Raw genomic sequence first — 15299 nt, forward strand, 5'->3', positions numbered from 1 at the left:
ATTATTCTCCTCCTAAAATTGAAGGCACGCGGAACTGACCGTCTTCTTTGACAGGTGCATTCTTCAGTACTTCTTCTTGTGTCAGGCTGTTATGTGCCACATCGTCACGTAATACATTTTGCAGGTCTAGCACATGGAAAGTCGGCTCAACGCCTGTTGTATCTACTTCTTCCAACTGATCCGCAAAATTAAGAATGGCTTCTAACTGTGTGCTGAACTTTTCCGCTTCTTCTTCGTTGATCGCAAGACGCGCAAGGTGTGCTACGTGTTTAACTTGTTCATTTGAAATCGTCGTCATGTTAATCCTCCTAAACGTATATAACATCTATAAATTTTATCAAACTTCGAAATAAAAATCTAAAGAAACTGAAAATAGTTATATGAAAACGCTTTAACGCAGTATATAATAAACAAATAAATATTATGATTTAAAATATTAAGGAGGATCTTTTATGATACTTGCTTCAACCTTTCAAAACATCAAGATCGAAGCGACCTGGATGACATATGTCATGATTGCCTTTTACTTTCTTATTTTACTTGGCATCGGTTACTATGCTTACAAGCAGTCAACCAGTACACTTGATGAATATATGCTTGGCGGCAGAAGTCTAGGACCACTTGTCACTGCACTATCAGCCGGTGCTGCCGACATGAGTGGCTGGATGCTGATGGGATTACCGGGTTCCGTATACTCGACAGGCCTTTCAGCGACATGGATTGCGATCGGACTTACAATCGGGGCATGGCTGAACTATATTTTAGTAGCGCCGCGTCTTCGCGTTTATACAGAACTTGCAGATAATGCCATTACGATTCCTGATTTCTTTGAAAAGCGAGTCAGCGATCACACAAGAATTTTAAAAATCGTGTCAGGATTGATCATTGTTATTTTCTTTACGCTTTATACACAAGCCGGTATGGTTTCAGGGGGCGTATTGTTCGAAAGCGCATTTGGTCTTAACTATCACTGGGGTCTTATTCTAACAGCAGGCATTGTCATTCTGTATACGTTATTCGGTGGTTATCTTGCTGTATCCCTGACAGACTTCTTCCAAGGGGTCATCATGTTGATTGCGCTTGTCATCGTTCCTATCGTCGCACTGCTTAAATTAAACGGTCTTGATACATTCGATACAGTCGTTGACTTAAAACCGACAAACCTCGACTGGTTCAAAGGTACGACGACAGTCGGCATCATATCACTACTCGCCTGGGGACTCGGTTATTTCGGTCAACCGCATATTATCGTCAGATTTATGTCTATTAGATCACATAAACTATTACCAGCTGCTCGTCGCATCGGTATTTCATGGATGGCGATCTCTTTACTCGGTGCATGTATGACAGGATTAATCGGTATCGCATTTGTCCATGAAACAGGACAGAAACTGGATAACCCTGAAACGATCTTCGTTGTCATGAGCCAGATTCTGTTTCACCCGTTAATCGCCGGCTTCTTCCTGGCAGCCATACTCGCAGCTATTATGAGTACAATTTCTTCACAGCTGCTCGTGACATCAAGTTCATTAACACAGGACTTCTATATGTTATTCCGTAAGACGAATCTTCAGGATAAGTCCCGCGAGAAAGAATTCGTGTTAGTCGGTCGTCTATCAGTACTGCTCGTTGCACTTATTGCAGGAGCAATCGCCTGGACACCGAACGATACGATTCTGAACCTGGTCGGTAATGCATGGGCTGGATTCGGTGCTGCATTTGGCCCGTTAGTCCTGTTATCATTATTCTGGAAAGGTCTGACAAAAGAAGGGGCTATTACGGGAATGATTCTCGGTGCCTTAACAGTCATCTTCTGGATTGTGATGAAGTCACCGAAAGATCACGCAGATATTTTCAACTGGTATGAAATCATTCCTGGTTTCCTTATTAGTCTACTCGCTACTATTATAGTGAGCATGATGACTAAAAAACCAGAACAGCGCGTTCTCGATGAATTCGATGAAATGGAACGTATTGTAAAAAGCTAAAAAAATGAGCTGTAGACGATTTCGTCTGCAGCTCATTTTTTATTGCTGATAAATATGAATCACGGGCTCTTTATCTTTCTTCTTTTTAGTAATCAATGCGAGTGGTTTATTATTGTCGACAATCGAAATTTCAAGGCTGGGTACGCTACTGAAGTATTTCATGGATAGGTCACTGATATACTGAGTGACACCGATGACTTCTGCTTTACCATTGTAATCGAGTGGTACATTAATTGTGACTTCCTGCATTTTGTCATCGACAAAGTAGCCTGTACCGATTGCCTGTGTGAAGTTCGGGAAGAAGCTCTGCAGCGAATCATTGAACTGTTTGAAATCACTATTTAATTTCTTGTTCAGTTTTTCTGCATCACTTGACGGCAGCAATGCATATTCCTCGTTGATTTTCTTCCACTTGTCAATCGATTTACTGCCTTTATCACTGACCGTATAGGACACAAATTCACCAGGAACAATACTTTCTTCTGAGCTCTGCAAGAAAATCGCAAAAGTAATCGGTATATCTTTCAGCTCTGTTTTTACTCTCAGTCTTGATAAGATCTCCTCAGCCATTTCCTTACCTTTTTTCTCACTCGTTTTAGGATCCAGATTTTTGCTGTATGTCTCTCCGTACTGTTCTTTTTGGTAGTAGTAGACGCTGTTCATCGCAAGTCCGATGGTCATACCGGAGATTTTCTCTTTCTTCGCGTCTCTTTCCGTATAATAATCCTGCTCCAGAATATGAGATAAGTAGGCAGGAGAATTATCGGCAATTTTCTCTGGATTCGTTTCTCCTTTATGAGAAGGATTCAGTCCGAAGTTAGCGTAGGCGTTTCTTTCAATACGCGTATCTTCATCCATTGCGTCAATTTCCTGCTTTGTGAATTGCGGCTCAAGATAGCTTTCCACCGCATTTTTAGTCAATAGCTGACCGTCTCTGAATAAATAGTCATCCGGTGAAAATACTTTTCTGCTGATTCTAAGCAGTCCTGATTCAAATGCTTCACCGTTATAAGCATTAGCCATGTTTGAACTGGTGAGACCGCGCGCCTGACTTTCTTTGAAAGGAAGCAGCGTACGGTAGTAGTCTCCAGATATCTGCACATCTGTGGCAATCTGCTTTTCATCTGTTTTCTGTTGTGACGCTGTATTATCATTGGAACCGCAAGCTGTGAGCAGTAGTGCTGACAGCAGGACAATTGATACTTTCTTCATAATTGTCTCCTTAATTCATTTCCTGTAGTTTACTGACCAGTTCTTCTTCGGTCCAGACTTCTATACCAAGACTCTCTGCCTTCTCAAGCTTACTTCCTGCATCTTCCCCGGCTATCAGCAGATCAGTTTTCTTCGTTACGCTGCTCGTTACTTTAGCCCCGAGCTTTGTCAGCTGTTCAGTCGCTTCAGTACGGGTCATGATAGATAATTTACCTGTCAGAACGATCGTCTTGTCCTGAAACTCCGGGTTGAATGCTGTTTCATCTATCACAGCACCAGTATACGTCATATTGACACCTGCTGCATTCAGTTTTTCAATCAGCGCTTTGATATCTTCATTGCTTAAATAGGTCATAAGCGATTGCGCCATTTTATGCCCGATATCATGAATCATTGTCAGCTCTTCTTCTGAAGCGGAAACGAGCTGTTCCATTGTTCTATATTCAGCTGCAAGGATGCTGCTTGCCTTTGTGCCAAGATGTCTGATACCTAGACCGAACAACAGCCGCTCAAGCGAGTTTTTCTTAGATTCACTGATTGCAGTAAGTAGTTTATCGACTTTTTTATCTGCCATACGCTCAAGCGGAAGTAAATCTTCACGCTTTAAATAATAGATGTCAGCCACGTCTTTAATCAATCCTGCTTCAAATAACTGCGCAACGATTTTCTCACCTAATCCTTCGATGTTCATCGCCTGTCTTGACACAAAGTGAATCACACCTTCAATGAGCTGAGCCTGACACGTCGGATTGATACATCGCAGAGCGACTTCATCTTCAAGACGTACCAGTTCATGGCCGCATGCCGGACAGTTGTCTGGCATGTGATAGGGCTCTGCGTTATCAGGGCGTCTGTCAAGAATCGGACGGACCACTTCTGGAATGATGTCTCCTGCTTTACGAACGACAACTGCATCGCCAATTCGGATGTCCTTATCACGAATTAAATCTTCATTATGCAGTGATGCCCGTCCGACTGTTGTGCCCGCTACTTTGACTGGCTCAAGTATGGCAGTCGGTGTGACGACCCCTGTTCTACCGACCGATAGTTCGATATCATTCAGTTTCGTAATGACTTCTTCTGCCGGGAACTTATAGGCAATAGCCCAGCGCGGAGATTTCGCTGTGAATCCGAGTTCTTCCTGTGTCGTCAGATCATTGACTTTAATCACAATACCATCAATATCATAAGCAAGTTTGTTACGCTCTTTCGTCCAGTGATTGATGTAGTCAAGCACTTCATCAATAGATGCACATAGTCGACGTTCATGATTCGTCTTGAAGCCAATTTTATCAAGCGTATCCAGCGCCTCACTTTGCGATGCGGCGTTCAGTTCTCTTAAATCATTGACACTGTATAAGAAAATATCCAGTTTTCTCTTTGCGGCAAGCTTGGAATCCAGCTGTCTCAGAGAACCTGCAGCAGCGTTTCTTGGATTCGCAGCGAGCTGCTCACCATTACGTTCTTTCTCTTCATTGAGCTTAAGAAATGATTGACGCGGCATATACGCTTCACCGCGTACTTCGACAGTCAGTGGTTCCTTAATGACAAGCGGGATCGCATAGATGGTCTTTAAGTTTTCAGTAATGTTCTCACCAGTCGTCCCATCGCCGCGTGTCAATCCTTGAACAAATCTGCCATCCTCATATTTAAGCGATACAGCAAGACCGTCGATTTTCAGTTCGACCATATATTCGATCTGTCCGACATTGTCAGTGACCCGTTTATCAAACGCTCTTAAATCCGCTTCGTTGAAAGCATTGCCAAGACTAAGCATCGGTGTATCATGACGTACTTTGTCAAATGCAGAAACTGGTGTGCCACCGACGCGTACAGTCGGAGAATCCACTGTCTTCAAGTCTGGATACTGTTCTTCTATCGCGATGAGTTCGTGAAGCATTTTATCGTACTCACTATCGGGAACGGATGGTTGATCTAGCACGTGATATTCATAGTTATATTGATGCAGTAACTTATGTAATTCATCGACTCTCTGCTGCATAACCTACTCCTTCTTCTCGATAGGTGCAAACTGACTGAGCAGTCGTTTCATTCCTACCGATTTAAAAATGATATCCAGCTCAAGTGAACCGGATTTTTCTGTAACATTGCTGACAAGGCCTTCACCCCACGACTTATGAATGACTTTATCACCAACTTTATAGGACGTCTGATTGCCGGCAGCTGATGTTGTTCTATGTGACGGCTTTCTTTTCGTACCGAAGACTGGACGTGGTTTAACACCATCTAACAGATCAGCCGGGATTTCGTCAAGAAAGCGGGATTTACGGTTAGCCTGACTGCGACCGAACAGCGTTCTTGAATCAGCATGCGTCATGTGCAGATGTTCTTCCGCTCTTGTAATGGCCACATACATCAAGCGTCGCTCTTCTTCCATTTCGCTTTCGTCCGCGAGACTTCTTGAATGCGGGAAGATAGTTTCTTCAAGCCCTGCAATGAAGACCACTTTAAATTCCAGTCCTTTTGCTGAATGCATCGTCATCAAGGTAATGCCTGTTCCTAAATCTGCTTTATCTACGTCACTGACAAGCGACAGATCTGTCAGAAAGTTGACGAGAGACTGCTCTTCAATCGGTGTCATCTTCTCATAATCTGTCGGTACACTTAAAAACTCTTCCAGGTTCTCAAGTCTCGACTGGGCTTCAAGTGAACGGTCAGCCTTCAGCATATCAGTGTAGCCTGTCTTCTCCATAATCTGTTCGACAAGTTCAGTGATCGAAAGAAATTCCTGCTGTTTCATAAAGCCGTCCATCATGTCGTAAAATTGTACGAGCGTTTCAGTCGTCTTACGCGGCAGACCGATAAAATCCACTTCTGCCAATGCATCAAAATAGCTGAGCTCGTTAGCTGTTGCATAGGCTGCGATCTTATCAAGAGCTCCAGGACCAACCCCACGTTTCGGTGTATTAATGACACGTGTGAAACTGATATCCTCATTACTATTTGCGACAAGTCTGAGATAGCTCAAAATATCTTTAATCTCTTTACGGTCGTAGAACTTTGTTCCTCCAACCATCGTATAGTTGATGTTAGATTTCAGCAGTGTCTCCTCGAGCACACGGGACTGTGCATTCGTCCGGTAAAGAATCGCCATATCACTCAGCTTATAGTCATCTCTCTGCTTCTTCTGGATTTCAGAGACAATATATTCTGCTTCGTGACGCTCTGACTGAGCTTTAAAATACTGAATCTTACTGCCGTCATCGTTATCGGTCCAAAGCGCTTTCGGTTTACGTTCTGTATTGTTTCTGATGACCTCATTCGCTGCATGCAGGATGTTTTTAGTTGAGCGGTAGTTCCGTTCAAGAAAAATAGTACGGGCGTTCTTATAATCTTCTTCAAAACTTAAAATATTGTAAATATCCGCACCGCGCCAGCCGTAGATGGACTGATCAGAGTCACCGACGACACACAGGTTCTCAAACTTCTCTGCAAGCATTTTAACGAGCAGATACTGCGCTCTATTCGTATCCTGGTACTCATCCACGTGAATATACTGAAATTTATTCTGATAATATTCCAGTGCTTCCGGCACGCGTTCGAACAGTTGAATCGTGGTCATAATCAAATCGTCAAAATCCAGCGCGTGGTTTTTAAGTAAGATGTTCTGATAGCGCTTATATGCTTTGGCGACAGTTAGTGACATGAAATCATTGGCTTCACGGTCGGCATCGTCCGCTGACTTTAATTCATTCTTCAAGTTCGAAATCTGCGCCAATATAGACCGGGGCTCATATTTCTTCGGATCCAGATTTTCCTGTTTCAGCACTTCCTTCATGACAGAGCGCTGGTCAGTCGGATCAAGTATAGTGAAGTTACGTTCAATGCCGATACGGTCAATATCACGTCTTAGTATTCTAACGCACATAGAGTGAAACGTTGAAATCCATACTGCTTCTGCCTCAGCACCAATCAACTGTTCAACCCGCTCCTTCATTTCCTTTGCTGCTTTGTTGGTAAATGTAATAGCCAGGATATTATAGGGATTGACTGATTTTTCTCTGATTAAGTAGGCGATTCGGTGCGTCAGCACACGTGTTTTACCAGAACCGGCACCTGCCATAATCAAGAGCGGTCCTTCTGTCGCCTGAACAGCTGCTCGCTGTTCATCATTCATTCTGTTCAATAATTCATTCACTATAAGTTATCCTTTCTGTGCTTTGATTTTCACTGTTTCAAGTGCGCGCTTCAAGTCTTTATAAATAACATTTCCTACTACGATAGTATCCGCATATTGCTTCATTTCCAGTGCCTGACTCAAGTTCTCAATGCCTCCACCGTAAATCAACCGGGTATCAGGACATGCAGCCTTTAAGGTCTTGAGCATAGTCACATCGCCATATGTTCCACTGTATTCTAAGTAACAGACCGGAAATTTATAAAAATGATTAACCATCTGTCCATACGCATACATATCATCTTCACTCAAAGTCGTATCTGCTGCTGTCAGCTTCGCGACTTTACTATCCGGATTCATAACGATATAGCCTTCCATCGTAAACTCCTCAAAATCAATCATATGCCCATACTGCTTGAGTGCTTCAATCAACAGACCGTTATGAAACGTAACGTTCGAACTGTTAAGCACCGCTGGCACTAAATAACGGTCAAATCCGGGAATAACACTCTCAAGGTTCGAAATTTCAAGCGCACAAGGCACGGTATAGCGTCTGACACGGGACATTAAATCGAGCACATTATCTAGGGTGACATTATCTGTTCCACCGATAATGATGGCATCTGTACCTGACTCACACACTTGTTGAAGCGTGCTGTCATCAATTTCATTCGCAGGATCCAGTTTAAAAACATGTTCCCAATCTTTCACTTCATACATGGAAATACTCCTTTGCAGACATATTTATAATTATAACATTTTTATCGCTGATCTTTGCCTGTGAAACAAAAAAGCCAGTGATGCCTCACTGACTTCCTTACTTATATAGACCTAAGTATTCTTCGAGCGTCTTATTATTTTTATAGAATTCTGAAGCAAGACGTTTTCCAACATATCTCACATGCCACGGTTCATACTGGTAACCTGTAATATGTTCTTTTCCTTCCGGATAGCGAATGATAAATCCGTATTCATGAGCATGATTTTTAAGCCATGCACCTTCTGGCGTATCACCAAATGATATTCTAAAGTCATTCGCTGATGCAACGCTCCCGATATCATACGTCAAACCGGTCTGATGTTCAGAATGGCCAGGCTTTGCGCTGTATTTATCTGCTGCCTGCTCGCCATCCCGCGCAACATATTCCCGATATAAGTTCTGCTGATAATCATATGTACGATAGCCACTGCGGATAACGAACTGCATACCTTCCTTATCCCCATCAGCAATCAACCATTCCACTGCCTGACGGGCAACTTTATTTTCTCCTGGTGCATAATCAGCAGGTAAAGCAATTGTTTTATTTACGATTAGAATTCCATCGATATAAGTGACGCCATCTTTAACTTCTTTTTCGTGTTCGTGTGTAAATATTTTCTTCAGAGGCTTAGTTTTTAAAGCCGTATTCAATGACTTAACAGATGATTCAGAAACAGTCGAATCATCAGCTGCACTGCAACCAGTTAAAACCATTACAGATATGGCAGAAATCAGTAATTTTTTCATCATAACCCTCGTTTCACTGTTATTATATGACAAAAAAAGTGCTGAATCAAATTGATTCAGCACTCTCGTTCACTTATCCTGATTGTCTGACTTAACGTCATCGACAGCCGTATCATTCATCCTCTGAATGACCATTGTATAAGCATCATTTCCCCACTGCAGTGAACGCTTGACACGGGAAATCGTCGCTGTAGAAGCACCAGATTCCTTCTCAATCGCTGCATATGTATGACCTTGCTTGATCATCATAGCCACTTGAAGACGCTGTGACAGTGAATGAATTTCATTAACTGTACATAAATCATCGAAAAATTCGTAGCATTCCTCACGATTTTCAAGCGTAAGAATCGCATCGAATAAATCATCAAGACGCTTACCCTTTAACTTTTCAATCTGCATCCTTTCAACCCCTTGACTTAATATAAGTTAATATTAACGCATTAAATTACTAAAGTACAGTTTAACATCATATTCCATATTGATTCGTATATCGACATATTATTTTCTCATGAATTTAATTAATTGTCGAATTAAATAGCTTAAGTCTTATATGTTTTATTATTTTAATTATTTGAAGAATCATTTGAGTATGTGTACTTAAATACAATAAAAAAAGCACACTTTTAAAAGTGTACTTTAACTCTTAAGAGCATAATTACTCGAGCCCTGCTCTTCTAAACAACGTATTTACCTGGTTCAGATGGTGCGTTTCATCAAAGCAACTGTCCAAATCTTCTGCTGTTAATAATGATGTGACTCGTTCGTCCTGTTCAAGCAGAGTTCTGAACGGCGTTTCTGTTTCCCATGATTCCATCGCTTTCGGCTGCACTAGGTCATATGCTTCTTCACGGACCATTCCTTTGTCAATCAGCGTCAGTAAGACACGCTGTGAATAAATGAGGCCGAACGTCTTATCCATATTGCGTTTCATATTGTTCTCATATACAGTCAGATTTTCAATGATGTTCGAAAAACGGTTCAGTGCATAATCCAGTGCAATGGTCACGTCAGGCAGCATAATTCGCTCTGCTGATGAATGTGAAATGTCACGTTCATGCCATAACGGTACGTTCTCATAAGCGGTTGTCACGTATCCACGGATCACACGTGACAGTCCTGTGATGTTCTCTGAACCGATCGGATTACGTTTATGCGGCATCGCTGAAGAGCCTTTCTGACCTTTCGCAAATGCTTCTTCGACTTCCCGCGTTTCTGTCTTCTGCAGATTTCTTACTTCTACAGCGAACTTCTCAAGAGAAGTTGCGATTAATGCAAGCGTCGCGACGTAATACGCATGACGGTCACGCTGCAATGTCTGCGTTGAAATTTCAGCGAATCCGAGACCGAGTTCCTTGCACACGTATTCTTCGATTTCAGGTGGAATGTTCGCAAACGTTCCGACTGCACCGCTCATCTTACCGACTTCAATTTCCGTTCGTACTTCTTTAAAGCGTTTCATATTACGCTGCATCTCCATATACCAGAGCGCCATCTTAAGACCAAATGTCGTGGGTTCTGCATGGACACCGTGCGTGCGGCCCATCATCAATGTTGTTTTATATTTCAGTGCTTTCTGCTTCAGTACTTCAAGGAATCGTTCAATGTCTTGTTCAATGATGTCATTCGCCTGTTTGATCACATAGCTGAGAGCCGTATCAACAACATCTGTACTTGTCAGACCGTAGTGCACCCATTTGCGTTCTTCGCCTAATGTCTCGCTGACTTGACGAGTAAAGGCAACAACATCATGACGTGTCTCCTGCTCAATTTCTTTTGCGCGCTCAACATCGACACGTGCATTCTGACGAATTAACTTCACATCTTCTTCCGGAATCACGCCTAACTTGCTCCATGCTTCACATGCCAGGATCTCTACCTCAAGCCATGCTTCAAATCTGTTCTGCTCACTCCATATAGCGGCCATCTCTTTGCGGGAATAACGCTCGATCATCAATTTAACTCCTTTATATTTAATTTCTCTTTTATTATAACAAAAACCGTACATTAAATACATGAAATTCTAAAATGTACGTTATTAAAACAAAGAGGCTCAGCATTAAAAGTTTGCTGAGCCTGTTGATTATTCTTCTATCTTTTTACCGACAAACACAATCTGCTGCTGCAATACTTCAACCTTACCGTCTTTCGTTTCGTGAAAAATAGGTTTTTCCATCCGTCTGACAGGCGTATAACCTGCTTCTTTCATACGGTTCAGACAGTCTACAATTGTTTCATTTGCTTCGACTTCAAATTTCATCTGTATCATACGCTTTCAGTTGTTTACTCCGTACACCTTTGACCCAGAAGCCGCCATGAATATTTTTAGGTTCATAAGCAATGATAAACGCCTTTGGATCAAGCTGTTTAACTGTGTCCATCAGTTTCAGTTCGTATTTACGCGGTGTTAAAATCTGCATGATCATCCGTTGACCGTCACGACCATTTGCTGCATAGTGAGTGACGCCATAACCAAGATCGCGCAGCTTTCTCGGTATGTCTTTCTCATAATCCGCTGTGGTCACATTGACTACTATATAACCTAATGCAATCCATTCTTCCAGTTTCATTCCGATAATAATTCCGACACCAAAGCCTAATGCATAAGCCAGAACATTCTCTATTTTGTCGAGACTGTTCAGCACAAGTCCAAGCCCTACTACGTAAATCATCGTTTCAATGACTGACACTCCTGCTGCATAATAGCGGTAACCTTTAAGCGTCAGAATCATTCTCATCGTCAGACATGTAACATAAATGACGTTGATCAAAAAAATGACGGCTATCATAATGATTGGATTTTCTATCAAAGGTGCACCTCCTCAATTCTTTAGGAATTCTACCAAAGAATAAGGAAGTATGCAATATTACTTAATCAAATCGTTAAAAGAATAACGTGAAATAGGCATCATTCGCTTATGCTGTGTCTTCAGATAATGTTTTTCGATCGTTTCTTTTGCTTCTGTACTAACCTGCTTACCTTCAAGATAATCGTCAATCGCTTCATAGGAGACACCGAGCGCTGTTTCGTCAGGCAGCTGCGGCTTGTCTTCTTCAAGATCTGCTGTCGGTTTCTTATTGTATAAGTGTTCTGGACAGTCTAAATGTTTTAAAATTGCACGTCCTTGACGTTTGTTCAGACCGAATAAAGGCAGAATATCCGCCCCTCCGTCACCGAACTTCGTATAGAATCCGGTGATGCTTTCAGCAGCGTGATCTGTGCCGAGTACAATACCATTGTTTGCTGCTGCGACAGAATATTGAACTTTCATTCGTTCCCGTGCTTTTTCGTTTCCTTTTTGGAAATCAGTCAGTTCAATCCCCGCATCTTTCAATGCTTTGATACTTTCATCAACACTCGCTTTGATGTTCACTGTCAGTTCTTTAGATGCTTCAATATAATCAAGCGCATCCTGACAGTCCTGTTCGTCTTTTTGGATGCCGTGAGGGAGACGGATAGCAATAAATGAATAGCCGCCATCAGTTTCTTCATTCAGTTCATTGACTGCCAGCTGAGCAAGTTTACCGGCAAGCGTTGAGTCTTGACCGCCAGATATCCCGAGCACCATTGACTTCAGGAAACCATACTGCTTCATATAAGTTTTTAAAAAGTCGATAATAGCGCGTGATTCCTGTTCAGGGTCGATTTCGGGCTTAACATGCATTTCCTGGATAATCGTTTCCTGTAATGTCATTTATTCCACGTCCTCTACTTTGCTAGATACTTCGTGTATCTTATCATTTTTATTGTTCCAGCAAGCTGTACTTAAATCGACAGGGTACTCCTGAGGATTTAAATAACGCTTCGTCTCTTCCCAGATTAATTCCAGGTTGTCCTGATGATATGCTGCTATTTCTTCAAGGTCCGGTGTCGTGTAGACAAGTTCACCTTCTTTAAAGATATCAACGTGCAAATCTTTTGCTGTAAAATTCTTTACCCGTTTTTTCTTGTAAGTAAAGATAGGATGGAACATGTTTAATTCTTTTTCTGAAGCAGGGTCTTCGTGGTCAAGTGTGATGTAGTCTCCTTCAGATTTCCCGGTTTTATTGTTAATAATCCGGTAGACATTCTTCTTGCCAGGCGTTGTCACTTTTTCTGCGTTATTGGAAATTTTGATGCGGTCCTGAAGTACACCATTTTCATCAGCAATGGCAACGAGTTTGTATACGGCTCCAAGTGCAGGCTGGTCGTAAGCAGTAATCAGTTTCGTTCCGATTCCCCATGCCGTTACTTTGCTGCCCTGCTGTTTCAGACTGATGATGGTTTCTTCGTCCAGATCATTCGATGCAAAGATTTTAGCGTCCGGAAATCCCGCTTCGTCGAGCATTTTACGTGCCTCTTTTGACAGGTAGCTTAAGTCTCCTGAATCAAGACGGATACCGACAAAGTTAATCGTGTCTCCTAATTCTTTCGCGACACGTATGGCATTAGGAACACCGCTTTTTAACGTATGGAATGTGTCAACAAGGAATACGCAGTCTTTATGACGTTCCGCATACTTTTTAAAAGCGATATACTCATCATCATATGCTTGGACCATCGCATGGGCATGAGTTCCTGAGATTGGAATACCGAATAACTTTCCTGCGCGGACATTGCTTGTTGAATCGAACCCGGCAATATAGGCTGCACGGGCTCCCCAGATTGCCGCGTCCATTTCCTGAGCGCGTCTCGTTCCGAATTCCATTAGAATTTCGTCTTTTACCACTTGTTTGATGCGACTTGCTTTAGTGGCAATCAACGTCTGGAAATTGACGATATTCAAAACGGCAGTTTCAATCAGCTGCGCCTGTATAAGCGGTGCTTCCACACGTAGCAGTGGTTCGTTATTGAAACAGATCTCTCCTTCACGCATGGACCGGATATTACCAGTAAAACGAAGTTCTTTCAAGTAAGACAGGTAATCTTCCTGGTAACCCTGCTCTCTCAAATAATCAATATCTGATTCTGAGAACTTCAGACGTTTGATGTATTCAATAATACGTTCAAGACCAGCAAATACAGCGTAACCTGAATCAAACGGCATACTGCGGAAATACACGTCAAATACTGCTGTATTTTCATGTATGCCATCAAACCAGTAAGTCTCTCCCATATTAATCTGATATAAATCGGTGTGAAGCATTAAACTATCGTCTTCTCTTAGAAACATTCCAATCCCTCATTTACATTTGATGTATTTAGTTTATCATAACTCAATTATATTCAAAATCTAGTGAAATCAATGCTAAACTATAGCTAATAATAGAAAATGGAGCACTATATGGAACAGAAAAAACTAATTACCATACTCACAATCATTGTTTCTATTTCCGGATTATCTCAAGGAATGCTGTTACCATTGATTGCTTATATATTTGAACAGAACAACGTACCAAGCCACATCAACGGGCTGCATGCGACATCTCTCTATATTGGAATCTTTGCTTCTTCTTTGTTTCTGGAGCAGGTTCTCAGGAAGATTGGCTATAGAACATTGATTGTCTGCGGCGGATTACTCGTCTTCCTGTCTCTCGTTCTATTTCCTGTTTCCGATTCGATGACGCTTTGGTTTATTCTGCGGCTGATCGTCGGAATCGGGGATAATGCCCTGCACTTTTCCACTCAGTCCTGGCTGACAGAAATCATTCCTAGACAGAAGCTCGGTAAAACAATGGCTGTCTATGGCCTTAGTTTTTCGCTGGGTTTTATGCTTGGACCTGTACTTGCCAAGCTAATTGAATACAATGCGGCATTACCGTTTTTGGTCAGTGCAGCGATGACGTTATGCGCTTTCCTGCTCGTTCTGACATTGAAAAACAGTTTCCCACTATCAGATCAGCAGACCATCTCCTTGAAATCAACCGTCAGTAATTTCGGCCGGGTCATTAAAATATCATGGATTGCTTTGATGTTTCCTTTGACGTTCGGCGTCATCGAAAGTACACTGAACAGCAATTTCCCTGTCTTCGCTCTCAAGAATCAGCTTGAGCTTGATGATATTACGTGGATTCTACCAGCCTTCAGCTTAGGATCCATTCTGTTCCAGGTACCGATTGGCGGGCTGACGGACAGATATAAGCGGAGTCATGTCATGGCTGGGTTAACACTTCTTGGAGGATTAGCGTTTATGTCCGCGGATTTTTTCGTTACCAGCAGATGGAGCTTGATGCTGATATTCTTTATCACCGGTATATTTGTAGGTTCCCTCTATTCATTAGGCGTCAGCTATATGGCAGATATTACACCAGGCGCACTGCTGCCTGCCGGTAATCTGATGTGCGGCATCTCCTTCAGCATTGGTAGTATCGCAGGACCAGTTATCGGCGGAATGACGATTCATTACTCGCATAACCATTTTTATTTTATTTTTATCAGCTTATTGATTCTGTTGACCAGTTTAGCGACATTCATTTATATCAGTAAAGCACCAGACGAGATTGCACCGTGATAATTCACATGGTATATTAATTTTCA

General features: G+C 42.1%; 14 protein-coding genes. 2 read left to right on the plus strand and 12 right to left on the minus strand.

Annotated elements, in window-relative coordinates; translation table 11 throughout:
- Position 1: 1 nt before the first annotated feature.
- Entirely contained in the window at positions 2 to 298 is a 297-nt protein-coding gene (gene gatC, locus ERX29_RS04440; protein ID WP_133443494.1) for an Asp-tRNA(Asn)/Glu-tRNA(Gln) amidotransferase subunit GatC, read from the minus strand.
- 154 nt (positions 299 to 452) lie between these two features.
- Between gatC and putP the strand changes: the two genes are divergently transcribed.
- The gene (gene putP, locus ERX29_RS04445; RefSeq protein ID WP_133443495.1) at positions 453 to 1988 is read left to right on the plus strand and encodes a sodium/proline symporter PutP; all 1536 of its coding nucleotides are present in this window, start codon (positions 453 to 455) and stop codon (positions 1986 to 1988) included.
- A 39-nt stretch (positions 1989 to 2027) separates the two neighbouring features.
- On the opposite strand, the gene ERX29_RS04450 is transcribed toward putP, so the two are convergent.
- The 11 genes from ERX29_RS04450 to ERX29_RS04495 all read right to left on the minus strand — a co-directional run bounded on the left by ERX29_RS04450 (position 2028) and on the right by ERX29_RS04495 (position 13995).
- Positions 2028 to 3200 (minus strand): CamS family sex pheromone protein, encoded by a 1173-nt coding sequence (locus ERX29_RS04450; protein WP_133443496.1) that lies wholly within the window; start codon positions 3198 to 3200, stop codon positions 2028 to 2030.
- Positions 3201 to 3210: 10 nt separating this feature from the next.
- Complete coding sequence (gene ligA, locus ERX29_RS10950; protein WP_165981069.1) at positions 3211 to 5202, minus strand: NAD-dependent DNA ligase LigA; 1992 nt, start codon at positions 5200 to 5202, stop codon at positions 3211 to 3213.
- A 3-nt stretch (positions 5203 to 5205) separates the two neighbouring features.
- Positions 5206 to 7359: a DNA helicase PcrA gene (gene pcrA, locus ERX29_RS10955; RefSeq protein WP_165981070.1), complete on the minus strand. Its 2154-nt coding sequence runs from the start codon at positions 7357 to 7359 to the stop codon at positions 5206 to 5208.
- Between the two features lie 6 nt (positions 7360 to 7365).
- Positions 7366 to 8058: a heptaprenylglyceryl phosphate synthase gene (gene pcrB, locus ERX29_RS04460; RefSeq protein WP_133443497.1), complete on the minus strand. Its 693-nt coding sequence runs from the start codon at positions 8056 to 8058 to the stop codon at positions 7366 to 7368.
- 97 nt (positions 8059 to 8155) lie between these two features.
- The gene (locus ERX29_RS04465; RefSeq protein WP_133443498.1) at positions 8156 to 8845 is read right to left on the minus strand and encodes a M15 family metallopeptidase; all 690 of its coding nucleotides are present in this window, start codon (positions 8843 to 8845) and stop codon (positions 8156 to 8158) included.
- Positions 8846 to 8914: 69 nt separating this feature from the next.
- Positions 8915 to 9244, minus strand: a complete 330-nt coding sequence (locus ERX29_RS04470; protein ID WP_133443499.1) for a YerC/YecD family TrpR-related protein — start codon at positions 9242 to 9244, stop codon at positions 8915 to 8917.
- A gap of 256 nt (positions 9245 to 9500) precedes the next feature.
- Complete coding sequence (gene purB, locus ERX29_RS04475) at positions 9501 to 10796, minus strand: adenylosuccinate lyase (RefSeq protein WP_133443500.1); 1296 nt, start codon at positions 10794 to 10796, stop codon at positions 9501 to 9503.
- A 129-nt stretch (positions 10797 to 10925) separates the two neighbouring features.
- The gene (locus ERX29_RS04480) at positions 10926 to 11102 is read right to left on the minus strand and encodes an NETI motif-containing protein (RefSeq protein WP_133443577.1); all 177 of its coding nucleotides are present in this window, start codon (positions 11100 to 11102) and stop codon (positions 10926 to 10928) included.
- Positions 11092 to 11631, minus strand: a complete 540-nt coding sequence (locus tag ERX29_RS04485) for a DUF2179 domain-containing protein (protein ID WP_133443576.1) — start codon at positions 11629 to 11631, stop codon at positions 11092 to 11094. The genes ERX29_RS04480 and ERX29_RS04485 overlap by 11 nt, the downstream gene beginning before the upstream one ends.
- 78 nt (positions 11632 to 11709) lie before the next feature.
- Positions 11710 to 12537 carry an ammonia-dependent NAD(+) synthetase gene (gene nadE, locus ERX29_RS04490; protein WP_133443501.1) on the minus strand — a complete coding sequence of 276 codons (828 nt, stop codon included), beginning with the start codon at positions 12535 to 12537 and terminating at the stop codon, positions 11710 to 11712.
- Positions 12538 to 13995, minus strand: a complete 1458-nt coding sequence (locus ERX29_RS04495) for a nicotinate phosphoribosyltransferase (RefSeq protein WP_133443502.1) — start codon at positions 13993 to 13995, stop codon at positions 12538 to 12540.
- 111 nt (positions 13996 to 14106) lie between these two features.
- On the opposite strand from ERX29_RS04495, the gene ERX29_RS04500 reads away from it, so the two are divergent.
- Entirely contained in the window at positions 14107 to 15273 is a 1167-nt protein-coding gene (locus ERX29_RS04500) for an MFS transporter (protein WP_133443503.1), read from the plus strand.
- Positions 15274 to 15299: the final 26 nt, after the last annotated feature.

The sequence above is a fragment of the Macrococcus lamae genome (assembly GCF_004359545.1).
GTDB lineage: Bacteria > Bacillota > Bacilli > Staphylococcales > Staphylococcaceae > Macrococcus > Macrococcus lamae.

Excerpts from the sequence above, each read along its gene's own strand:
- ligA (WP_165981069.1), bottom strand. The coding sequence starts at position 5,202 with ATGCAGCAGAGAGTCGATGAATTACATAAGTTACTGCATCAATATAAC.
- putP (WP_133443495.1), top strand. The coding sequence starts at position 453 with ATGATACTTGCTTCAACCTTTCAAAACATCAAGATCGAAGCGACCTGG.
- ERX29_RS04470 (WP_133443499.1), bottom strand. The coding sequence starts at position 9,244 with ATGCAGATTGAAAAGTTAAAGGGTAAGCGTCTTGATGATTTATTCGAT.
- ERX29_RS04450 (WP_133443496.1), bottom strand. The coding sequence starts at position 3,200 with ATGAAGAAAGTATCAATTGTCCTGCTGTCAGCACTACTGCTCACAGCT.
- ERX29_RS04500 (WP_133443503.1), top strand. The coding sequence starts at position 14,107 with ATGGAACAGAAAAAACTAATTACCATACTCACAATCATTGTTTCTATT.
- gatC (WP_133443494.1), bottom strand. The coding sequence starts at position 298 with ATGACGACGATTTCAAATGAACAAGTTAAACACGTAGCACACCTTGCG.
- ERX29_RS04465 (WP_133443498.1), bottom strand. The coding sequence starts at position 8,845 with ATGAAAAAATTACTGATTTCTGCCATATCTGTAATGGTTTTAACTGGT.
- nadE (WP_133443501.1), bottom strand. The coding sequence starts at position 12,537 with ATGACATTACAGGAAACGATTATCCAGGAAATGCATGTTAAGCCCGAA.
- ERX29_RS04495 (WP_133443502.1), bottom strand. The coding sequence starts at position 13,995 with ATGTTTCTAAGAGAAGACGATAGTTTAATGCTTCACACCGATTTATAT.
- purB (WP_133443500.1), bottom strand. The coding sequence starts at position 10,796 with ATGATCGAGCGTTATTCCCGCAAAGAGATGGCCGCTATATGGAGTGAG.
- ERX29_RS04485 (WP_133443576.1), bottom strand. The coding sequence starts at position 11,631 with ATGATAGCCGTCATTTTTTTGATCAACGTCATTTATGTTACATGTCTG.
- pcrB (WP_133443497.1), bottom strand. The coding sequence starts at position 8,058 with ATGTATGAAGTGAAAGATTGGGAACATGTTTTTAAACTGGATCCTGCG.
- ERX29_RS04480 (WP_133443577.1), bottom strand. The coding sequence starts at position 11,102 with ATGAAATTTGAAGTCGAAGCAAATGAAACAATTGTAGACTGTCTGAAC.